Annotated in this window: 17 protein-coding genes and 4 tRNA genes; 10 read left to right on the top strand and 11 right to left on the bottom strand. The window is 40.0% G+C overall.

Features of this window, described 5'->3' with window-relative positions:
• Nucleotides 1–136 precede the first annotated feature (136 nt).
• Nucleotides 137–2,698, top strand: coding sequence for a penicillin-binding protein PBP1a (gene ponA / locus RFW85_RS08860; protein WP_309171425.1), 2,562 nt, complete (start codon nt 137–139; stop codon nt 2,696–2,698).
• Between the two features lie 14 nt (nt 2,699–2,712).
• Here ponA and RFW85_RS08855 read toward each other — a convergent pair whose 3' ends face one another.
• From RFW85_RS08855 to RFW85_RS08815, 9 genes are all read right to left on the bottom strand, one after another.
• Nucleotides 2,713–3,537 (bottom strand): putative RNA methyltransferase, encoded by an 825-nt coding sequence (locus tag RFW85_RS08855; protein ID WP_309171424.1) that lies wholly within the window; start codon nt 3,535–3,537, stop codon nt 2,713–2,715.
• A 2-nt stretch (nt 3,538–3,539) separates the two neighbouring features.
• Nucleotides 3,540–3,872, bottom strand: a complete 333-nt coding sequence (locus RFW85_RS08850; protein ID WP_017481735.1) for a hypothetical protein — start codon at nt 3,870–3,872, stop codon at nt 3,540–3,542.
• Between the two features lie 59 nt (nt 3,873–3,931).
• The gene (gene mraY, locus RFW85_RS08845) at nt 3,932–5,050 is read right to left on the bottom strand and encodes a phospho-N-acetylmuramoyl-pentapeptide-transferase (protein ID WP_002116751.1); all 1,119 of its coding nucleotides are present in this window, start codon (nt 5,048–5,050) and stop codon (nt 3,932–3,934) included.
• Nucleotides 5,051–6,451 (bottom strand): UDP-N-acetylmuramoyl-tripeptide--D-alanyl-D-alanine ligase, encoded by a 1,401-nt coding sequence (murF, locus tag RFW85_RS08840; protein WP_309171423.1) that lies wholly within the window; start codon nt 6,449–6,451, stop codon nt 5,051–5,053.
• An 8-nt stretch (nt 6,452–6,459) separates the two neighbouring features.
• A complete protein-coding gene (locus RFW85_RS08835; protein ID WP_309171422.1) occupies nt 6,460–7,959 on the bottom strand; it encodes a UDP-N-acetylmuramoyl-L-alanyl-D-glutamate--2,6-diaminopimelate ligase in 1,500 nt (499 codons plus the stop codon).
• Nucleotides 7,960–7,962: 3 nt separating this feature from the next.
• A complete protein-coding gene (gene ftsI / locus RFW85_RS08830; RefSeq protein WP_309171421.1) occupies nt 7,963–9,795 on the bottom strand; it encodes a penicillin-binding protein PBP3 in 1,833 nt (610 codons plus the stop codon).
• 11 nt (nt 9,796–9,806) lie between these two features.
• Nucleotides 9,807–10,139, bottom strand: a complete 333-nt coding sequence (ftsL, locus tag RFW85_RS08825; protein ID WP_170249213.1) for a cell division protein FtsL — start codon at nt 10,137–10,139, stop codon at nt 9,807–9,809.
• Nucleotides 10,139–11,062 carry a 16S rRNA (cytosine(1402)-N(4))-methyltransferase RsmH gene (gene rsmH / locus RFW85_RS08820; RefSeq protein WP_309171420.1) on the bottom strand — a complete coding sequence of 308 codons (924 nt, stop codon included), beginning with the start codon at nt 11,060–11,062 and terminating at the stop codon, nt 10,139–10,141. The genes ftsL and rsmH overlap by 1 nt, the downstream gene beginning before the upstream one ends.
• Nucleotides 11,063–11,294: 232 nt before the next feature.
• Nucleotides 11,295–12,293, bottom strand: a complete 999-nt coding sequence (locus tag RFW85_RS08815; protein WP_309171419.1) for a sulfate ABC transporter substrate-binding protein — start codon at nt 12,291–12,293, stop codon at nt 11,295–11,297.
• Nucleotides 12,294–12,692: 399 nt separating this feature from the next.
• Here RFW85_RS08815 and RFW85_RS08810 point away from each other — a divergent pair, with 399 nt between their 5' ends.
• The 8 genes from RFW85_RS08810 (at nt 12,693) to RFW85_RS08775 (ending at nt 17,722) form a co-directional block, all read left to right on the top strand.
• On the top strand, nt 12,693–12,992 hold the full coding sequence (locus tag RFW85_RS08810) for a hypothetical protein (protein WP_004639749.1): 300 nt from the start codon (nt 12,693–12,695) through the stop codon (nt 12,990–12,992).
• A 116-nt stretch (nt 12,993–13,108) separates the two neighbouring features.
• Complete coding sequence (gene gltX / locus RFW85_RS08805) at nt 13,109–14,617, top strand: glutamate--tRNA ligase (protein WP_309171418.1); 1,509 nt, start codon at nt 13,109–13,111, stop codon at nt 14,615–14,617.
• A gap of 57 nt (nt 14,618–14,674) precedes the next feature.
• A tRNA-Ala gene (locus RFW85_RS08800) sits at nt 14,675–14,750 on the top strand.
• Between the two features lie 25 nt (nt 14,751–14,775).
• Nucleotides 14,776–14,851, top strand: a tRNA-Glu gene (locus RFW85_RS08795).
• Between the two features lie 128 nt (nt 14,852–14,979).
• A complete protein-coding gene (locus tag RFW85_RS08790; RefSeq protein ID WP_170249216.1) occupies nt 14,980–16,401 on the top strand; it encodes an amino acid permease in 1,422 nt (473 codons plus the stop codon).
• Nucleotides 16,402–16,521: 120 nt separating this feature from the next.
• Nucleotides 16,522–17,421, top strand: a complete 900-nt coding sequence (locus RFW85_RS08785; protein WP_170249218.1) for a hypothetical protein — start codon at nt 16,522–16,524, stop codon at nt 17,419–17,421.
• Nucleotides 17,422–17,542: 121 nt separating this feature from the next.
• Nucleotides 17,543–17,618: transfer RNA gene (locus tag RFW85_RS08780), tRNA-Glu, on the top strand.
• 28 nt (nt 17,619–17,646) lie between these two features.
• Nucleotides 17,647–17,722, top strand: a tRNA-Glu gene (locus tag RFW85_RS08775).
• Between the two features lie 90 nt (nt 17,723–17,812).
• Here RFW85_RS08775 and RFW85_RS08770 read toward each other — a convergent pair.
• A complete protein-coding gene (locus tag RFW85_RS08770) occupies nt 17,813–18,760 on the bottom strand; it encodes a hypothetical protein (RefSeq protein WP_309171417.1) in 948 nt (315 codons plus the stop codon).
• A 273-nt stretch (nt 18,761–19,033) separates the two neighbouring features.
• Here RFW85_RS08770 and RFW85_RS08765 point away from each other — a divergent pair, with 273 nt between their 5' ends.
• A complete protein-coding gene (locus RFW85_RS08765; protein WP_002117013.1) occupies nt 19,034–19,372 on the top strand; it encodes a hypothetical protein in 339 nt (112 codons plus the stop codon).
• A 19-nt stretch (nt 19,373–19,391) separates the two neighbouring features.
• Here RFW85_RS08765 and RFW85_RS08760 read toward each other — a convergent pair whose 3' ends face one another.
• Complete coding sequence (locus RFW85_RS08760; RefSeq protein WP_309171416.1) at nt 19,392–20,348, bottom strand: cation diffusion facilitator family transporter; 957 nt, start codon at nt 20,346–20,348, stop codon at nt 19,392–19,394.
• Between the last annotated feature and the right edge of the window lie 82 nt (nt 20,349–20,430).

The raw sequence follows: 20,430 nt of genomic DNA, 5'->3' as shown, positions 1-20,430 counted from the left end.
CCCAAAAAAAATTACAAACCAATAATCTCGGTCTTTATTTTTACACGGATACAATATCTCATCTAACAATCCGCATGTCTAAAGGCTATACTGACCACAATTAGTTTGTATTCGATCTTATTAAAGCTTACTTATCATGAAAAAGCTATCCAGTTTGGGCTTCGTGCGTCCAATTTTTTTGATCATTATTATTATCTTAGTCTCACTTCCGATGGGCTTTTATGGCATGTATCTCTATATCGCCCCATCGCTTCCAGAAATGAGTTCACTAAAAAAAGCTCCCCTTTTAAAACCATTACAGGTCTACACTTCAGACAATCAACTGATTGCCGAGTACGGTGGTAAGCTTTCTATTCCTGTTGAATACAAACAAATCCCTCCTACTTTTATTCATGCATTTTTAGCAGCAGAAGACTCTTCTTTCTTTGAACATAGCGGGATCAGTTTTAAGGGTTTAGGTCGTGCTTTGAGCGAAAGTGTGACGGGTTCAGATGTGCAAACTGGTGGTTCAACAATCACTATGCAAGTTGCAAAGAACTATTATTTGAGTCCAGAAAGAACCCTAAAACGTAAAATAACCGAAATCTTTTTGGCTCGAAAAATTGAGCAAAATTTATCTAAAGAAGAAATTCTCAGCCTCTATGTGAATAAAATCTTCTTAGGGAAAAATGCGTATGGTATCGCGGCAGCAGCCAAAATTTATTACAACAAAAGCATTAATGAGCTCAGCATTGCTCAAATGGCGATGATCGCTGGTTTACCCAAAGCACCATCTAAATATAACCCTGTAGTTAATCCAGAACGCGCTCTCGAACGACGCAACTGGATTTTAGGACGTATGTTACAGTTGGGTTATATTTCTCAAGCAGAATATCAAAAAGCAGTTGCAGAACCGATCAATTTAAACATGCCCAATCGGGATTTAAATAATATTCATCCCTATGCTGGGGAAATGGTTCGTTCAGAACTTGTAAAGCATTTTGGTGAACAAGCCATTGATTCTGGCTATAAAGTCTACACAACAATTAATGCTAAACGCCAAGCGATTGCAGAAAAAGCTGTGCAAGATGGCCTTGAAGCTTATGACCGTCGCCATGGCTGGCGTGGTGCAGAAGCACATGACAAACCGTTAACTGAATTTAGAGCATATGCCAACACCTATCCTGCACAAGTTACTAAGGTAAATAGCAGCTCTTTTGAAGCATTAATGCAAGATGGCTCAACCGTTACGGTTCAATGGTCAGGCATGTCATGGGCACGCCCCTATCGCAATGCAAATAGCGTAGGTGGCTCTCCTTCACGTGCATCTCAAATTGTTAAAGTTAAAGATATTGTTCGTTTACGCCCAAATGACAATAAAACAGCTTGGTCTTTAGTTCAGGTTCCAAAAGTTCAAGGTCAACTCATTGCAATTAACCCGAATGATGGTTCAATTGAAGCAATCGTAGGTGGCTATAACTTCTATCAATCAAAATTTAACCGCGCCTTACAAGGCTGGCGTCAACCGGGTTCCACGATCAAGCCATTCCTCTATGCTTTAGCATTAGAAAGAGGTATGACCCCGTATAGCATGGTGAATGATAGCCCTATTACGATTGGCAAATGGACACCGCGAAACTCTGATGGCCGTTACTTAGGTATGATCCCATTACGTCGTGCTTTGTATTTGTCTCGTAATACCGTATCAGTAAGACTTCTACAAACAGTGGGTATTGAACGTACTCGTCAGTTATTCATGGATTTTGGCTTACAGGAAGACCAAATTCCACGTAACTACACCATTGCCTTAGGTACTCCTCAAGTACTACCAATTCAGATGGCAACTGGTTATGCAACGTTTGCAAACGGCGGCTACCGTGTTCAACCGCATTTCATTCAACGTATTGAAGATGCTTACGGCAAAGTCATTTATGAAGCCAAACCAGAATACGCGTGTATTCCATGTATTAATGCACCTGACACCACAAATGATGAGCAAAAACCTAAAACGACTGATGATGAAGTTATTGAAGTTACGAATAAAGACATAGAACAGAAAGAAAACGCAGCTAAGCAGCTTAATCTTAAACAGACTGACAAAAACAACAGTCAATATCGCCAAGCTCAACGTATTTTAAAATCAAGCTCTGCTTATGATATGGCGAACATCTTACGTGATGTAATTGAGCATGGTACAGGTCGTGCTGCGCTTAAAATTGGCCGTAGTGATTTAGGTGGTAAAACAGGTACTACGAATGATGCAAAAGATGCATGGTTTGCAGGTTTCAACGGCCAGTTAGTAACAGTAACATGGGTTGGATTTGACCAACCGACTACGCTTGGTCGCCGTGAATATGGTGGTATTGCTGCCTTACCAATCTGGATTAACTTTATGGGTCAAGCATTGCAAGGTACACCAGCATCTTGGGTTCGCTTAGACAAAGATGCTCAAGGTCCTATTTCACGTGACAAACAAGAAGCCGTTACTGAAATAGTCGACAAGAAAACTTATCGTGCAGCACCACCACTAGCGCGTCCGCTCTATCGCCCAGCACCGCCACAACCGAAACTTAACAATGACAATGACTTTTCCGACTTACCAGGTGAAGAAATTATTATTCCATCAAAAGCTGCGCCTCCTGCCATGAGACCTGCACAGGAGTCCACTCCTAAGCGAGAAAAAGATGCACTAGAGAATCTGATTAATCAGATTGAATAATAAAAAAGCCATCGTTAGATGGCTTTTTTATTGCATTTTTGAAAGACATAAATTTGAAATGATGCCATTACTTCCAATTGTAATTGCTGCTCTAACTGCAAGCGACGCTCAGGAGAAGCTTTATAAGCATAAGGCGTCATAGCAATCAGATTTTTTAGGGCCTGTTGATCAAGCACAAAAGGCGCATCAATAATTTGCTCTTGCTTTAGCTCAAACAAATCTTGCAGCTGCTCTACGAACTTTTCTGGTGTATGTGGATTCACTTGCTCAAATAAAGCTTCACGCATGGCATACAAATGTTCAGAAGCAGGCGTAACAACAATTAAATAGCCTTCATCTTTTAAAACACGCGCAATTTCTGCTTGCGGAATTGGGCTAAATAAACTGGTACAAGCATCCATACTCCGATCCAATACAGGTAAAGTTGCTCCTGTTCCCACCACCCAAGTTACTTCAGTGTTGAGTTTTGCCGCACGTTGTACCGCGTTTTTTGCAATATCAACTCCAACACACTGCTCAACGACTTGCTGCATAGCACTTGTATAGTAGCCCTCACCACATCCGATATCGAGTATTGCTTTTACATCTAGTTGCTTTAATAAAGCGACTACAGCCTGTTGTAAAGGCTGATAATAACCACTTTGTAAAAAAGCTCGTCGCGCATCTACTGACTCGGGTGTATCCCCTGGGTTTTTACTATGCTTATGTTGCACCACATGTAAATTGACATAGCCTTGTTTAGCTACATCATAACTATGTCCTTGCTCACATCGCCAAGTTCTTTCAGTTAAATTTAGGGGCTGACGACACACAGGACACATTAAAATTTGCTTAGCCACGTTTAATTATTCTCTTGTTCTTTTTGTTGTAAATAAGCCTTTGCATGCAGTCCCACAAAGGTGCGACCTGCATTTGTACCATTAATCCACTCATCTACCTGAAACAAATCAAACAGACCTACCTTCACTAAAGTTGGAATTGCAATCTTTAGTTCTTCCTCAATTTGTCCTCTTTGCCCTGCATTATATAATTCAATATTGTGCAGCATTGTCGCTACAGTTCCTGTTTGCACCTGACTTCCATCTTTAAGTACAACTTGAGGTAATACTTCGCCCTCTCCAACTACTTTTTGATTAATTACAGATAATTGGTCTAGACCAGCAACTTTTGTCATTTATCTCTCCAATAAAAAAAGCCAGTAGAACTGGCTTTATATTGACACTAAAATAAGATCTATCGCAATTTTAAAGTCATTAGACCTAAAACTACTAATATAATTGTAATAATCCAAAAACGGATCACAACTTGCGTTTCTTTCCAGCCCTGCTTTTCATAGTGATGATGCAGAGGCGCCATTAAAAACACACGTTTATTACGCATACGCAAAGAGCCGATTTGTAAGAATACAGATACTGCCTCCATTACAAATACACCACCCATAATTGCAAATACGATTTCTTGACGAACCATAACTGCAATTGTTCCAAGCATCGCACCTAAAGCTAAAGCACCAACATCACCCATAAATACTTGAGCAGGATGCGCGTTATACCAAAGGAATGCCAAACCTGCACCAATCATGGCAGAACAGATTACTACGAGTTCAGAGGTATATTTCACATATGGAATATGTAAGTAGTTAGCGAAACGGATGTCACCAGACAAGTAAGCAAATACGCCTAAGCCCGTAGCTACCATGACAACCGGCATGATTGCCAAGCCATCTAAACCATCTGTTAAGTTAACTGCGTTAGAAGCACCATTAATCACCAGATAGGTAAATACAATAAATGCCAAACCTAAAGGAACAATTGAGAGTGGAATTGAAAGATTCTTAAAGAATGGAATCAATAAATCCAGCATATTTGCGGTATGTTCTGCATTGGACTGTTGAGTTGCGATTAAATATAACGCAATACCAGCACCCAGCGATGCAACAGAAGTCCAGAAAAACTTCTTACGTGCAGGTAAACCCGCATTGTCTTTATAGCGAATTTTAATCCAGTCATCTGCCCAGCCTACAGCACCGAATACAACCATTACACCAAGCACAATCCAGACATAAGGGTTAGACAAATCAGCCCACAGCAAAGTACTAATACCAATTGAAAGTAGAATTAAGATTCCACCCATCGTTGGTGTACCCATTTTTTTAGCATGATTTTCAGGAGCAAACGAACTTACTGCCTGACCGTATTTTAACGCTTGTAATTTACGAATCATGATCGGGCCGAGGACCAGACCAATGGTCAGTGAAGTTAATACACTGAGTAAAGAACGTAATGTTAAATAACGAACGACCTGAAACGAGCTGTGATAGCCCGCAAGTTGTTCAAACAACCATAACAGCATTTAAAGTTTCTCCATCAAATCAGCCATCAACGTTTCCATATGAGTAAAGCGAGAACCTTTAAACAGGAAACTCATGGACTGGGGTTGATGTGTTTGGATTAGATTAATTAAAAATGGAAGCGCCTCAGCTTGTGTCTGAAATGCTTTCACTTTATTAGAATGAGAGTCTGCACCCTCGATAGCAGCTGGAGCGAACTGTCCAACTGCAATAATATGATCTAAAGGAAGTTCAGCAAGATCACGGCCTAAATCATGATGCTCTTGCCAACTGCTATCACCTAACTCACCAATATCCCCCATGACCATCACTTTTACGCCTTGTTGCTGCAACAACACTTGTGCAGCAGCGCGCATAGAAGTCGGATTGGCATTGTAGGTATCATCAATAAATAAGTAAGGTGACTTTTGAATAAAGTTAAGACGACCTTTGGCTCCCTGAGCTTGCTCTAAACCTTGGACAATATCTTCTAGTCCAATACCAATTGCTAAAGCAAAAGCTACAGCTGCGGTCGCATTTTGAACATTATGCTCACCCGCAAAAGGAAGCTTAACTGCACTGCTACCTTGCGGTGTATGAAGGTTAAAATTCGTTGATTGAGGCAATAATTCCACATCTGTTGCATAGACATCACCACCTACACCAAATGTAGAAATACGATGAGCTTTTGCAGCATCAAGAATCTCAGCAGTGAAGTCATCTTGTTTTGGCACGATTGCAACGCCATTTGGTAAAATATGACGATAAATTTCCGATTTAGCGCGGCAAATACCTTCACGGCCACCAAATTCGCCTAAATGAGCAGTACCAATATTTAATATGCCCGCAACATGAGGCTGAACGAGTTGTGATGTGTAATCAATCTCGCCTTGATGGCTTGCACCCAACTCCATCACCGCATATTGATGTTCCTTGCGAAGCTCGAGCAACATCATTGGTACACCAAGGTCATTATTTAAATTGCCTCGGGTGATTAGTGTCGGTGCTAAGCGCGACAATATACTTCCCAGCATTTCTTTGGTTGTAGTTTTACCACTACTTCCCGTTAAGGCAATCACCTTTAATTGTGAGTTTTGCTCACGGCGATAAGCGCCGAGTTGCCCTAAAGCCAATCGGGTATCTGCAACAACGAGTTGTGCAATATCTACATCTAGCGGACGCTCAACGATAGCTATTTGACAACCATTTGCAGCAACTTGTGTAACGAAATCATGCGCATCGAAACGCTCACCTTTTAGTGCTAAAAAGGCATCCCCAGTTTCCGCATGACGCGAGTCCGTCAAAATACGTTTAATTTCAGTTTGAGGTATCTGGTCTTTATGCCAGTAGCCCTGTGTCGCCTGTTGTAATTGTTGAGCTGTCCACGGTTCCAAAGGTACGGTACTGGTGGTTGAAGTATGCATAATTTGTCCTATTGTGCAGGGTAAGCAGCGTCTACAGTGTGATGTTGTGCATCAATCGCAGAACGCACTTCAACAACATCATCAAACCAGTGACGTACGCCATTAATTTCTTGATAATTTTCATGTCCTTTACCAGCAATTACAACAATATCACCAGCCTGGGCCTGCTGTGCAACAAATTTAATCGCTTCACGGCGGTCATGAATTTCATGCATACGGTGCCCTGAAAAATCGATTCCTTGCTTCATATCAGCAAAAATTTGTTCAGGGTCTTCTGTTCTTGGATTATCCGAAGTCAAAATAACTGGATTTGCGCCATCCAGAGCTGCTTGAGTCATGAGTGGACGCTTACCGCGATCACGGTCCCCGCCACAACCAAATACGGCCCAAAGTTGATTAGACACATGACGTTTTAATGTTTTAAGCACTTGAATTAATGCATCTGGTGTATGTGCATAATCAACAACAAATAAACGTTCATCATCACGAATAACTTGCATTCGGCCAGGTGCACCTATCAGTTTAGGAACAAAAGTAGCTAATGCTTTTAAATCAAAGCCTGCTTGCTCAGCAGCAATAAGTGCTGCAACCAAGTTTTCGACATTAAAATGCCCCAACAATGGACTTTGCACAGCAAAAGAACCTTGCGGGCTCACTAAATTAAATGTCGCCCCTGCTAAACTATAACTCAGGTCAGTAATATAATAATCAGCAGTATTTTGAGTAAGTGAATACGTTAAAATTTTCGGTTGAGCAGGATTTTGCTTTGCTGCATTGATCATGAAAGCAGCATGCTCATCATCTAAATTAATAACAGCTACTTTTAAAGAGCTAAAACGAAATAAAAGAGCCTTCGCTTCTGCATAAGCCTCTAAAGTGCCGTGGTAATCCAGATGGTCACGACTCAAATTGCTATAAACAGCAATCTCAATCGCACAACCATTTAAACGACCTTGTTCCAAACCATGTGAGCTTGCTTCTAAAGAAGCGAAAGTCGCACCTTGTTTTGCATAATCATGCAATGCATTTTGCAGTTGTAAAGCATCAAGCGTAGTGTGAGTTGAAGGTGTTAAGTCTGGTAAAATACCATTGCCTGTAGTGCCCATCACAGCACAGCGCTGTTGTTGTGAACTAATTAATTCAGCCACTAGACGCGAAATTGTGGTTTTACCATTTGTACCAGTCACTGCAATAATACGCACTGGTGCCACGGGATCTATACGCTGTAAATAACGTTCTTGCCACTCACCCATACGTTGACGCACATCAGAACATACCCACTCATTCGCTACGCCCAACTTAGTCTCACTAATAATGGCAAGAGCACCATTAGCTAAAGCTGACTCAGCAAAAGCACGTATTTTTTCAGGTTGGCTATAACTGGTCAAAGCGATAAAGATCTGGCCCGACACAACCTTACGGCTGTCTAAACTAAAGCCTTGAAAAGGCTGTTTAGACCACTGTGCATCGATCTCGACTGGATTAATTTCTTGGAAAGAAACAGACATAGCTTACCTGCGAATAGGATTTTCTGGAGTATCAAGGGGCTTATCAAGCGGCACATTCATTAAGCGCAATGATTCTTGCATAATGCGTGCAAAAACAGGGGCCGCAACCAAACCACCGTAATAACGGCCTTGTGGATTTTCAACAACTACAATAACCGCTAAACGAGGATCACTAATCGGAGCTACACCTGCAAATAAAGCACGATATTCATTATTAGAATAACCTTTACGGTCTGCACGCAGTTTATGAGCCGTACCTGTTTTACCACCAACGCGATAACCTGGAATATTAGCTTGCTTTGCAGTACCGCCTGGCATCGTCACTTGCTCAAGCATAAGCAAAACCTGATCAGCAATTTTTGGAGCAAGAACTTGCTCACCTTTAGGTGCTTGATCGAGCTTATGCAAGCTTAGAGGCATTTTTACCCCATGGTTTGCAAGCATTGCATAACCTTGCGCCAACTGAAGAATAGTTGCATTTAGACCATAACCGTAAGCCATGGTACCAATTTGGGAAGAGTTTAATTTGTTTACAGGAAGTACTAAACCAGAGCTTTCACCAGGGAACTTCACAGCAGAACGCTTACCAAAGCCAGCACGGTTAAAGAAGCTTGGTAATGTTTCCTTAGGAAGTGACAACGCAATTTTTGCTGAACCCACGTTTGATGACTTAATAATTACGCCACTGACAGTCAAAGCACCATAATTATGCGTATCACGAATAGTATGCCAGCCTAAACGCATTGAACCTGGCGAAGTATTGACAATAGTATTTGGCGTATATTGTCCAGTTTCAAGTGCAGCAGAAACTGTAAAAGGCTTCATGGTAGAACCTGGCTCGAACATATCAATCGCACCGCGGTTACGCATGGCATCTTTATTAGATAACCCGTTTTTATCATTCGGGTTATAAGATGGCCAACTGGTCATGGCCAGAATTTCGCCTGTTTTAACATCAACAGCAATTGCTGTCGCCGAACGAGCGTTATTTGCAACACCAGCAGCAGTCAACTCACGATACATAATATATTGCAAACGAGAGTCGATACTTAAAGTGATGTTTTCGCCTGGTTCACCCTCACGAATAACCTCTGAAACTTTTAAGCGGTTACCACGTTTATCACGAATAATTTTTTGTTCGCCATCTACCCCCGACAGTTGTTTATTCAACTGCATTTCCAAGCCTTCAATCCCTTGGCCTTCACTATTGGTTAAACCAATAATCTGAGCATTTGGTTGCGGTTGAGGATAATAACGTTTATAGGTTTTCTCAGCATAAACGCCTTGGAAATTACCCTTTGTAATAATATCTGCCTGTTGCGGCGGCACTTCTTTTTTCAAAACCAAATAACGAGAACGTGGGCGTGCATTCATTTGTTTTTTTAGATCTGCGCGATCTAAACCAACCACATCCGCCAACTCATCAAGATTTAGGTTTTTATCTGGTAATTGTCGTTTTAACTTACGATTATTTGGATCTTTTTTTAATTCAGCTGTAATTTCGTCATATAAATGCTTGGCGTCAAAGTAATCACGTGGATCAATGACAATTTTCATAATAGGCGTGCTAATGGCCAAAGGCACGCCATGACGGTCACTAATAACCCCACGCATTGCCTCAATACGTTCAGTACGCAAAATATTGGCATTGGCCTTGTTTTGCAAAAAGTCTTTATTAATCACTTGCACATAAAATGCACGTGCAATTAAAACAACAAAACAGAGCAGTACTGTTGCCCAGAGCAGATAAAACCGCCACATATCGAAGGCAAGAGTTGGCTTTTCCGAAATAGACTGCTGTTTTTTCCGTGTTTGCTTTGTTCGCTTATCTACCATACAGCAAGGCCTTACTTATTTTGCTCTGAGGTCATCGGTAAAGAAATTACCACCGTTTCTGCAGCAGGTGGTGAAAACATGCGTAGTTGGGTTACAGCACGCGTACCAATCTGTGCTGTTGCACCGAAGGTTTGTTGCTCAATAAGCAAACGTCCCCATTCAGCATTGAGATCATCACGTTCACGCATATAAGAGCTAAGCTCTCTATAATCATGACGATATTCAAACACTTGAAATACCACCATCATGGCACTGATAAAAACAAGCGCCACTAATACGGTGTATGCCACAACTTTTTTCCCCACTTTATTTTCAGTGGTTTCAATTTCATCACTGCTTTTCATTACGCGCCTTTTTGTTCCAAGCGTTCAGCAACCCGAAGCCATGCACTACGTGAACGTGGGTTCGCTTTTACTTCTTCTTCACTCGCACGAACCCGTGAAATTTTCTTTAACCTTCTTGTATCTACCTGTTGCTGTGGCATTCCCCAGCCAATATCTTCTGCCAAAGTCGATTCTTTTTGAATAAATTGTTTGATTAAGCGATCTTCAAGAGAATGAAAGCTAATCACAGACAAACGCCCTTTTGGTTTTAGTAAGTCTACAGCTTGTGGTAAAAATACTTCAATATCATCTAGTTCTTTATTAATAGCAATACGAATTGCCTGAAATGTACGTGTTGCTGGATGTTTATGCTTTTCCCATTTTGGATGAGCTGTTTTAACAAGTTCTGCCAATTGGGCTGTTGTATCTAGTTTTCCAGCTTGTTTAATCGCTTTTGCAATACGTCGACTATAACGTTCTTCGCCATATTGATAAATAATATTTGCTAATTGTTCTTCTTCAATTTCAATTAACCACTCAGCTGCGGTTAATCCCTTAGAATTATCCATTCGCATGTCTAGAGGACCATCTTGCATAAAACTGAAACCACGTTCAGCTTGGTCGAGTTGAGGAGATGACACCCCTAAGTCAGCCATAATGCCATCAACACTCATCACACCAATTTCCTGCATTTTTTCTTTAATATCAGCAAAACTGGCATGAATAATGGTAAATCTTGGGTCTTCTTGTGCCAAAGCAGCCGCAACTTCCAAAGCTTGAGGGTCTTTATCAAATGCATATACTCGTGCATTTTCATCAAGTTTTGAGAGCAATAAACGTGTATGCCCACCTCGTCCGAAGGTTGCATCGATATACACCCCTGTTGTGCGATCTGCCAATAAGCTCTCAACGGTCTCAAAAAGTAAGACAGAAATATGCGACATAGGTGTTAAATCATTGCGTAAAAATGTAACTGCACATTATCACCTTGTTTATGATCAACGCCAAACGGCTTTTTGTAGGAAAATATTAATTTTTCATAGATAAAACCGTTTTGTTAGCATTTTTTAAGCAAAAAAAGAAAGCAAGCTAACCTTTTTAAGTTTGCCTGCTTTCTTTATGAATATTTATCTTTTAAATTTTCTTTTTGAACTACTGTTTTTTAGGTAATTTTATTTACTGCTTCCCATCATAAATTTGATCAAAGACAGCTCCATTAGCAAAGTGAGTTTTCTGAGCTTTCGCCCAACCACCGAACACATCGTTAATAGTAAATAATCTAATTTTTGGGAATTGTACTGCATATTTTGCTGCCACTTGAGCATTACGTGGTCGGAAATAATGCTTAGCAGCCAGCTCTTGCCCTAAAGGTGAATATAAAAAATTCAAATAGCCTTTTGCTAAAGTGCGGTTCCCATCTTTATCAACGGTTTTATCTACAATTGCGACTGATGGCTCTGCCAAAATTGAAATTGATGGGTAAACAATTTCATATTTGTCTTTATCAGGTCCTTTCGTTGCCAATAAAGCTTCGTTTTCCCAAGATAATAAAACATCACCAATGCCACGTTCGGCAAATGTTGTTAGCGAACCGCGAGCTCCCGAATCAAGTACTTTTACATTGTGATAAAGCTTTTTAACTAAGTCACGAGCCTTGGCATCATTACCACCCGGTTGTTTTAAAGCATAACCCCACGCAGACAAATAAATCCAACGAGGTGCGCCCCCTGTTTTAGGGTTAGGGGTGATAATTTCAACACCCGGTTTTGTTAAGTCATTCCAATCACGTATATTTTTCGGATTACCTTTTCGTACTAGAAATACAACAGTCGAAGTATAAGGCGCAGAATTATTCGGAAATTCTTTTTGCCAGTTCGGCTGGATAAAACCTGCTTTCACAATCTCATCAATATCATTCGCTAACGCTAACGTTACAACATCAGCTTCTAAACCAGTAGCCACCGCCCGAGCTTGTTTACCAGATCCACCGTGCGACTGTTTAAATTCAACATCTTGCCCCGTACGCTGTTTCCAGAACTTCCCAAAAGCCTGATTATATTCTTGATAAAATTCTCGGGTCGGATCATAAGAAACGTTTAAAAAAGAAGTAGCAGCCTGAGCTGCTGTTGCCATTCCCAAATATACAGCTACAGCCATTATTGATATTTTTTTCATTTACAAAATCCATCATTGGTTTTAATTTTACTATATTTTTAATTTTATAATTTACAATCAATCACTTATATTAATATATTTTTTATTAATCTCTTTAAAATATATAGATTAAGATGTCTAAGTTATTTCATTTTTGAAAAGTTTTGTAATTATCCTTACAACTTAATGAGGGCCTTCACTTTATCTACACATTAATTTGTTAAATAATGAAGCTCAAAGGATACATATGACCTACATTTGGGTCGACCAGATTAAAATATAGATAATTTTTGTAAAAAGTGTGATGCAGTTCCACTTTTTTATTAAGATTTATGTTTAAATCGTAGTATTACCGTAATTTTACATTTCGTTAAACTCAAAAAATAGATGAAATGTAATGAACAGAGGGGATGATTAATAATGAAAATTCATTATGGAAAAGCGTTAAGCTTAAGTTTGGTGCTGGGTTTGGCATCACAGTTTTCTGCAGCAGCAGTACTTAAAGATACTCCAAACAAAACTGGCTCAGATAAGCAGACTTCGCTTATTGAAAAAGCTTTAGATCAACAGAAACGTAATCCTATTGTATTACCTTCCACAAATGATGAACTTAAAGTACTCAATTCAATTCGCGTTACCCCCACTCAAAACTTTCTTGCTGCTCAGCACGAACGTTTTTCACGTTTTGTTCAGGCGATCTTTCAGCCGCATGCTTCTTAAAATCTGAAACACCCCCTCTTCGTTTCAGTTTGAGCCCAGTCTGATGTTAAATAAAACGTCAGAATACTGGGCTTTTTCGTTATAATAGTTTCAATTTTTATTTTGACCCATTACCTATGAAAGTTCGTACTCGTATTGCACCTTCCCCTACCGGTTTCCCTCATGTCGGCACCGCCTACATCGCCTTATTTAACATGTGTTTTGCGAAACAACATGGCGGAGAATTTATTTTAAGGATTGAAGATACAGACCAACTTCGCTCTACACCAGAGTCTGAAAAAATGATTTTGGATTCATTGCGTTGGTTAGGTCTAAATTGGTCTGAAGGTCCAGATGTGGGGGGCCCACATGCACCATATCGCCAATCTGAACGTATGGGAATTTATAAGCAATACGCATTAGAACTTGTTGAAAAAGGTCATGCTTTTTATTGTTTCGCAACAGCTGAAGAACTGGATCAGATGCGTGCAGAACAACAAGCACGTGGCGAAACACCAAAATATGACGGCCGCGGTTTAAAACTTTCTCAAGAAGAAGTGACTCGACGTCTTGAAGCAGGTGAACCTCATGTCATTCGCATGAAAGTGCCTGAAGAAGGTGTTTGTAAATTTAATGACTTGCTACGTGGTGAGGTTGAAATTCCTTGGGCTCAAGTCGATATGCAAGTCCTTCTAAAAACAGATGGTTTACCAACTTACCATTTAGCTAACGTTGTTGATGACCATTTAATGGAAATCACTCATGTATTGCGTGGTGAAGAATGGCTTCCTTCTGCACCAAAGCATCAGTTGCTTTACCAATATTTTGGTTGGGAAATGCCAACACTTTGCCATATGCCACTGTTGCGTAACCCTGATAAATCAAAATTGTCTAAACGTAAAAACCCGACATCAATTAACTACTACCGCGACATCGGTGTATTACCTGAAGCCTTATTAAATTATTTAGGCCGCATGGGTTGGTCAATGCCGGATGAAAGAGAAGTTTTCACATTACAAGACATGATGGATAACTTTGATATTCAACGTGTATCACTAGGTGGACCAATTTTTGACGTTGAAAAATTGAACTGGCTTAACGGTCAATGGATCAAAGGCTTGACACCTGGCGAATTATTAGACCGTTTGTTAACATGGAAGAGTGATCGCAAAACTTTAGAAGACATTGCTGCCGCTATTCAACCACGTATTAATTTACTTTCAGAAACTGTAAATTGGGCTGGTTTCTATTTTAACCATATGCCACAAATTACTGCTGAAATGTTTGAAAGTAAAAAATTGACTCAAGAGCAAGTTCGTCAAAGCTTACAATTTGCAATTTGGCGTCTTGAAGGTCAGTTTACTTGGAATAATGACACCGTTAGCCAAACCCTAATGGATCTTGCGAATCAGATGGGCATTAAATTACGTGATTTCATGCCAACGTTCTTTATTGCAATCGCCGGTTCAACGAGTTCGACCCCAGTGATGCAATCAATGGTTACGCTTGGACCTGATTTAACTTTCGCTCGCTTACGTCATGCCCTAGAAATTGTAGGCGGACCAAGTAAGAAAGAAGTTAAAAATTGGGAAAAACTGAATGAGAGCTTAAAATTGCCGAAAAATGACGCAACTAGCGAAGTTTAATTCATTTTTTTGTTGACGTGTGAGCGCATTCACCCTAAGATTGCGCTCACACAAACTGGGGTCATAGCTCAGTTGGTAGAGCGCTACAATGGCATTGTAGAGGTCAGCGGTTCGATCCCGCTTGACTCCACCACGCTCCTTCGTGTTTGCCTCATCAAGTCCCTATCGTCTAGAGGCCTAGGACATCGCCCTTTCACGGCGGTAACCGGGGTTCGAATCCCCGTAGGGACGCCATATTCTGCTTTAAAAATTATTAAAAGACTCTATCGTCACCTTACTGTTTATTCTTTATCTCTTTCTAGATTGCACATTTGTCTATTTTATCTAAAATAGCGTCTTTCTTAATTCTCTCAATGTGTAATATGCAGCCATCTGACAAACAACTAGATGCTCATCAGCATCAGAACAGTACTGCACCTTTAAAAAGAGCCATGAGTACTCGCCACCTTGTGATGTTATCACTGGGCGGAGCGATCGGAACTGGTCTATTTTTAGGTTCAGGGGAAGTCATTTCACAAACTGGAGCTATTGGCGCAATTATTGCCTATATTCTTGGTGGCGCGATCGCTTACATGGTCATGCTCTGCCTAGGAGAACTCGCTGTACACATGCCTGTTTCAGGTTCTTTTGGTGCCTATGCCAAAAAATACATTAGTCCAAGTACAGGCTATATGATTTCTTGGATGTACTGGTTAACTTGGACTGCAACGCTTGGAACAGAATTCACAGCCGCAGCATTGCTCATGCAAGAATGGTTCCCTCAGATTTCAATGTGGATTTGGACAATTATTTTTGCAGTTACTATTTTTGGCTTAAATATTAGTTCAACGCGTATTTTTGCTGAGTCTGAGTTTTGGCTAGCCCTTGTTAAAGTCGTTACGGTCATTGCTTTTATTGTTCTTGGCTTATTAGCAATTTTTGGTTTAATTCCATTCCATGGTGCCCAGACTGCTCCACTATTTAGCAATCTTACAGCTCAAGGCTGGTTCCCTCATGGTTTAATTCCTATTTTTACGACCATGCTAATTGTTAACTTTGCTTTCTCAGGAACTGAATTAATTGGTGTAGCAGCTGGCGAAACAAAAGATCCAGCTCAAAATGTACCAAAAGCGATTAATGCCGCGATCTGGCGCCTACTTATTTTCTTTGTAGGTACCATCATCGTTATTAGCGCCTTACTCCCATTCCAACTCGCAGGTCTAGGCGGTGATGGTGTAAGTAGCAGTCCTTTTGTGACGGTATTTAATTATATTGGCATTCCATATGCGGATGACATTATTAGGTTTGTAATTATCACAGCTCTGCTTTCAGCAGCCAATTCTGGCCTATATGCAGCTTCACGTATGATGTGGTCTCTGTCAGAACAAAAATTACTACCTAGTGTGTTTGCGACTTTATCAAAAAGTGGAACACCAATCGTTGCTCTAGTTGTAACCATGTTTGGAGCAATTCCAGGTTTGCTATCAGAGCAATTTGCACCAGAGACTATTTTTAAGAATCTGCTTGGCGTAGCGGCTTTTACCATGGTGATTGTATGGATGAGCATTTGTTTAAGCCAGTTCAATTTCCGCCGCCAATGGTATAAATCAGGCCATACTGTTAAAGACTTACAATATGCTGCGCCTTTATTTCCTATTGTGCCAATTTTAGGTTTTATTTTCTGTTTCATTACTTGCTTGAGTATGGCAGCAGACCCTGAAATGCGTGCTGGTTTTGTAGGCTGTCTTATTTTTACAGCTTTATGTTATGTCAGTTATTTTATTTTTTATCGCAATAAAGACTAAACCTGTCGTTATTCAATTAAAGTGTAGCAAAAAGCTACACTTTTTTTTGCCTACATACTGGTTTTATATATCAGACCACGGTAAATTAAAATTTATATTAAAAACAATTCTTTGTATAGAATGAAAATTATATTTATCCATGGGATGAATCAACAAAACTACACAGCACATCGCTTGAAAGAGCATTGGTTAAAAGTGTTTAAGCTCGGCCTAAAACAAATGCCTTGCAGAGTTAATATCCGTGATCTTCATATTCACATGCCATTTTATGGCGACTTAATGACCAAATACCAATTAAGCAATCAATTAGACCTTAACACGTTGTTACCTAAATCATTTTTTAATAATTATTTCCCTATTAACGTACACCCAAGTAATCCTCCACCTAAAGAGCACACTCCATTTGTTCCGTTGTTACGTCCCTCAACCGATCAAGCTGATAAAAGCTTCTCAGAACGACTTTATCTCACTTCTCAATTAGTTAAAGATCGCGTACTGAAAGAACTAGTTGTTCTATTAAATAACTTTCCTAAACTGCATGAAAGTTTGATTCAACAATTCCTTATCGAAACTTATATGTATTTATCTAATCCAGAGTTCATGCAGGAAGTACATCAAAGAATTTTAAAGAAAATGCGAGAAGAAGAAGATTATATTGTGGTCGGACACTCTCTCGGTTCAGTTATCGCTTTCCAATTATTATCAGATCCATCTTATCAATTCTCAGTTAAGCGTTTTATCACCCTAGCTTCCCCTTTAGCTTTTCGCGTGATTCAAAGTAAGCTCCCGAATCCAATTTCTAGACCACCCTGTATTCATGGTGACTGGTTTAATTTTTACTCTCAAGATGATTTTTTGACCGCTTTTCCCTTATGCGAGGCCCCATTTAATTTTGATCCTGCCATTATCAATCAGAAAATTTATACCTTTGCCCACCAACCACATGAGATTTTAGGATATTTACAACATCCATCGGTTATAAAGGCAATTATTGAACCTTTTCAGAAAAATGAGGGCTAAATGTATATATTTTCTACAATTTGAGTTATTTTTAATCGCTTGATTGTTTTTTTTAATATTTCTTCAGAAAACTATTTGACACTTTTATTAAATCGACCTAATATACGCCCACCTCTGAAACGTCCCTATCGTCTAGAGGCCTAGGACATCGCCCTTTCACGGCGGTAACCGGGGTTCGAATCCCCGTAGGGACGCCAATATTTTTCAGATGTATGCCTCATATAAGTCCCTATCGTCTAGAGGCCTAGGACATCGCCCTTTCACGGCGGTAACCGGGGTTCGAATCCCCGTAGGGACGCCAAATTCTAAAAAGCCACTGCATAACGTCAGTGGCTTTTTTCTTGCCTAAAAAATAAAAAGCCAATCAATGATTAACTTTTTATATGCTCTATCAACCCGCAATTCCTACTTGTACTTCAAGACGACCAGACTGCACTCGTAGTCCTCTAATTTCAAACTGATCTACGAGCTGCTGCACAAGCTCGCGACTTTCTCTCAAAATATTCAAGCCCGGTAAAATACTAAAATCAGTCAAACTCAGAAGCTTTTCAACCATCCATGAACGGTTGTTAATAAAGTCAATAAATCCTGCTTGCTCTAGGTCAATAAACCACATCCGGTGGCCATCGCGTTGGATTCCGGGAATATCACCAATCAAATGATTAATAAGTGATGGAATAGGCAACATATTTACCACTTCGAAACCAACTCGACCAATACGTCGCACAGCCCAATTTGACAAGATGCCGCCATGACGAATCTGCACATCAAGACTTTCATCCATTTGACGCAAGCGTAAGAATTTTTCCTGCCCAATACGGCATTCCAATACTTTAAAATCTAAACTCAAACGATACATGAAGCGATGATAATGCCCATCGATCTCGACTTGGAAACTGTCATTGCCGCACTTGATTTTAATATCATCAATTTCGGAGCGATCTATGCGCTTACGAATCTGATTATTTAATAACATTTCGGGTAAGTACAACGTTAAGGTACTTTTGCCTAAAAAAGTTCGCGCCATAATCAATGCGACTTGGCGTGCTGTTTCACTGGTTTCAGACACCATATCTCTTACCGTGCCAGCTGCCAGATTTGTCATTCCGACAACTCCACGTCGTGTATGCGTAGTTACTTGATCGAGCGCGTCCAAAGCAGCATCGGCAACCTCTGCAATATTACGTGTCGTGTCGCTAGCAAACCCAACTGCATCTTGAGCATGTTGCAATGTCTTATGCAGTAATCGACGAGATAATGACGGTTTAGCAGTATCTGGGGTAGCTAAAACCGGTGCTGTCGTTGTAGGCTGCGACTTATTGTCATCTTGTTGACCCAAGTCCCTATCTCCTTTTTATATTTATCCCACATCCTATTCGAGTATTTAAGCTCATTTATTGTGCTAATCACACTTCATTTTTCTGTAGATTAGCATGCTCTACAATATTATTTTATTTTTTATGTGTACGAATAAATCATCCGTTTTTTATATTTCTTTGTTTATCCATAAGTAATTTTTCTGCTAACTCAATGCATTTCATCGATATCTTACAAATTTTTTTCTTTCTGCACATTTCCGTTAGAATAGATTCAAACTAAATGTGGAGTTCTCATGCAATATCGTTGCCCTAAATGTCAAAGTGTTAAAATTATGCCTGTGAGCCAAGGCGTGAACAGCGCAAAACCTGTCGTTCCTAAAAGTCTGGTTATCTTGATTCCTGCAATTTTTGTGCTTTTACTGTTAGTAGTCATTAGCATCTTTATGTGGATTTTTGGCAATGGTGCAGGTAGTTCTCTTCAAATCGCAACAGTAGTTGCATTTGTGGTTACTGTAGGGGCAGGTTTTATGTTCTGGCGTGATTTGCCTGATTTTAAACTGTCTATGCAAGCATTTATGCAGTCACAAAAACACTGGAAATGCCGTGACTGCAATAACGAATGGGAAATTTAAAAAAACTGTTCACATCAGCTTAATGCTGATGTGAATGTGCATTGTCTGCATCATCATGTTTGTGCGAAGCATGCTGAGCAATGTGCTGACAATTGATCTCGGCATCGTCCTCAATTTGCAATGTCACTTCACCAATACCATGTTCATGAGAAAGCATTTCAACAGCATCTTGATACAACTTGGTACGATCAGCTTCAGGCGCAAACAAGTGCACCGTTAAATGAATATTTTTAGACGTAATGGCCCATACTTTAAGTTGATGAATACTTTCAACGCCATTTAAAGAAAGTAGATCTGTACGTAATTTCTCAATATCGACCTCTTCTGGCACACCTTCGAGCAAAATATTAATGCTCTGTTTAAGCAAAATCCATGTTCTTGGTAATACCCAAAATCCAATCAGTACTGCAATAAGCGTGTCAATCCAGTACCAATTAGTGAAGTAAATAATAATTGCACCAATAATAACGCCTACTGAACCTAGTGCATCACTCAATACTTCTAGATAAGCACCTTTCACATTTAGGCTGTTATTGGCACTCGACATCAGGATTTTCATTGAGATGAGGTTAATCAACAAACCAATGGTTGCCACGATCAACATGCCCACACTTTGAATTTCGGGTGGCTTAGAGAAACGGATATAGGCTTCATATAAAATATAAATTGCCACAACGAACAGCATGAGTGCATTAAATAAAGCGGCCAGAATTTCAAAGCGCTGATAACCAAAAGTACGTTTATTATCAGCGGGACGTTTTGAAATCTGAATTGCGACCAGAGCAATTGCCAAAGCAGCTGCATCTGTAAACATATGCGCAGCGTCAGAGAGCAATGCCAGACTTTGTGTGATTAAACCTGCAATGACTTCAACAATTAAAAATGTCGTAGTAAGCGCCAAGGCAATCGTTAGTTTCTTGGCATTACCTTCAGTCACTACAGCATGACTATGGTCATGACCATGTTGTCCACCCATTTTGCGGACTCCTTATTATTTATCTTTATGGTGAGGTAAAAGTAACCATGAATTCATGTTTACCTTTACCTGTTTCAAATAC

This window comes from Acinetobacter sp. 12966, assembly GCF_031196995.1.
GTDB lineage: Bacteria > Pseudomonadota > Gammaproteobacteria > Pseudomonadales > Moraxellaceae > Acinetobacter > Acinetobacter geminorum.
The sequence above is the reverse complement of the archived record's forward strand: the minus strand, read 5'-3'. Positions and strand labels throughout refer to the sequence as shown.

Bases quoted from the DNA above. Each gene is read 5' to 3' on its own strand.
- RFW85_RS08810 (WP_004639749.1), top strand. From the start codon at position 12,693: ATGAAAATTCATTATGGAAAAGCGTTAAGCTTAAGTTTGGTGCTGGGT.
- RFW85_RS08835 (WP_309171422.1), bottom strand. From the start codon at position 7,959: ATGTCTGTTTCTTTCCAAGAAATTAATCCAGTCGAGATCGATGCACAG.
- ftsI (WP_309171421.1), bottom strand. From the start codon at position 9,795: ATGGTAGATAAGCGAACAAAGCAAACACGGAAAAAACAGCAGTCTATT.
- ponA (WP_309171425.1), top strand. From the start codon at position 137: ATGAAAAAGCTATCCAGTTTGGGCTTCGTGCGTCCAATTTTTTTGATC.
- RFW85_RS08785 (WP_170249218.1), top strand. From the start codon at position 16,522: ATGAAAATTATATTTATCCATGGGATGAATCAACAAAACTACACAGCA.
- mraY (WP_002116751.1), bottom strand. From the start codon at position 5,050: ATGCTGTTATGGTTGTTTGAACAACTTGCGGGCTATCACAGCTCGTTT.
- RFW85_RS08760 (WP_309171416.1), bottom strand. From the start codon at position 20,348: ATGGGTGGACAACATGGTCATGACCATAGTCATGCTGTAGTGACTGAA.
- RFW85_RS08815 (WP_309171419.1), bottom strand. From the start codon at position 12,293: ATGAAAAAAATATCAATAATGGCTGTAGCTGTATATTTGGGAATGGCA.
- ftsL (WP_170249213.1), bottom strand. From the start codon at position 10,139: ATGAAAAGCAGTGATGAAATTGAAACCACTGAAAATAAAGTGGGGAAA.
- RFW85_RS08790 (WP_170249216.1), top strand. From the start codon at position 14,980: ATGCAGCCATCTGACAAACAACTAGATGCTCATCAGCATCAGAACAGT.
- murF (WP_309171423.1), bottom strand. From the start codon at position 6,451: ATGCATACTTCAACCACCAGTACCGTACCTTTGGAACCGTGGACAGCT.
- gltX (WP_309171418.1), top strand. From the start codon at position 13,109: ATGAAAGTTCGTACTCGTATTGCACCTTCCCCTACCGGTTTCCCTCAT.
- RFW85_RS08765 (WP_002117013.1), top strand. From the start codon at position 19,034: ATGCAATATCGTTGCCCTAAATGTCAAAGTGTTAAAATTATGCCTGTG.
- RFW85_RS08850 (WP_017481735.1), bottom strand. From the start codon at position 3,872: ATGACAAAAGTTGCTGGTCTAGACCAATTATCTGTAATTAATCAAAAA.
- rsmH (WP_309171420.1), bottom strand. From the start codon at position 11,062: ATGTCGCATATTTCTGTCTTACTTTTTGAGACCGTTGAGAGCTTATTG.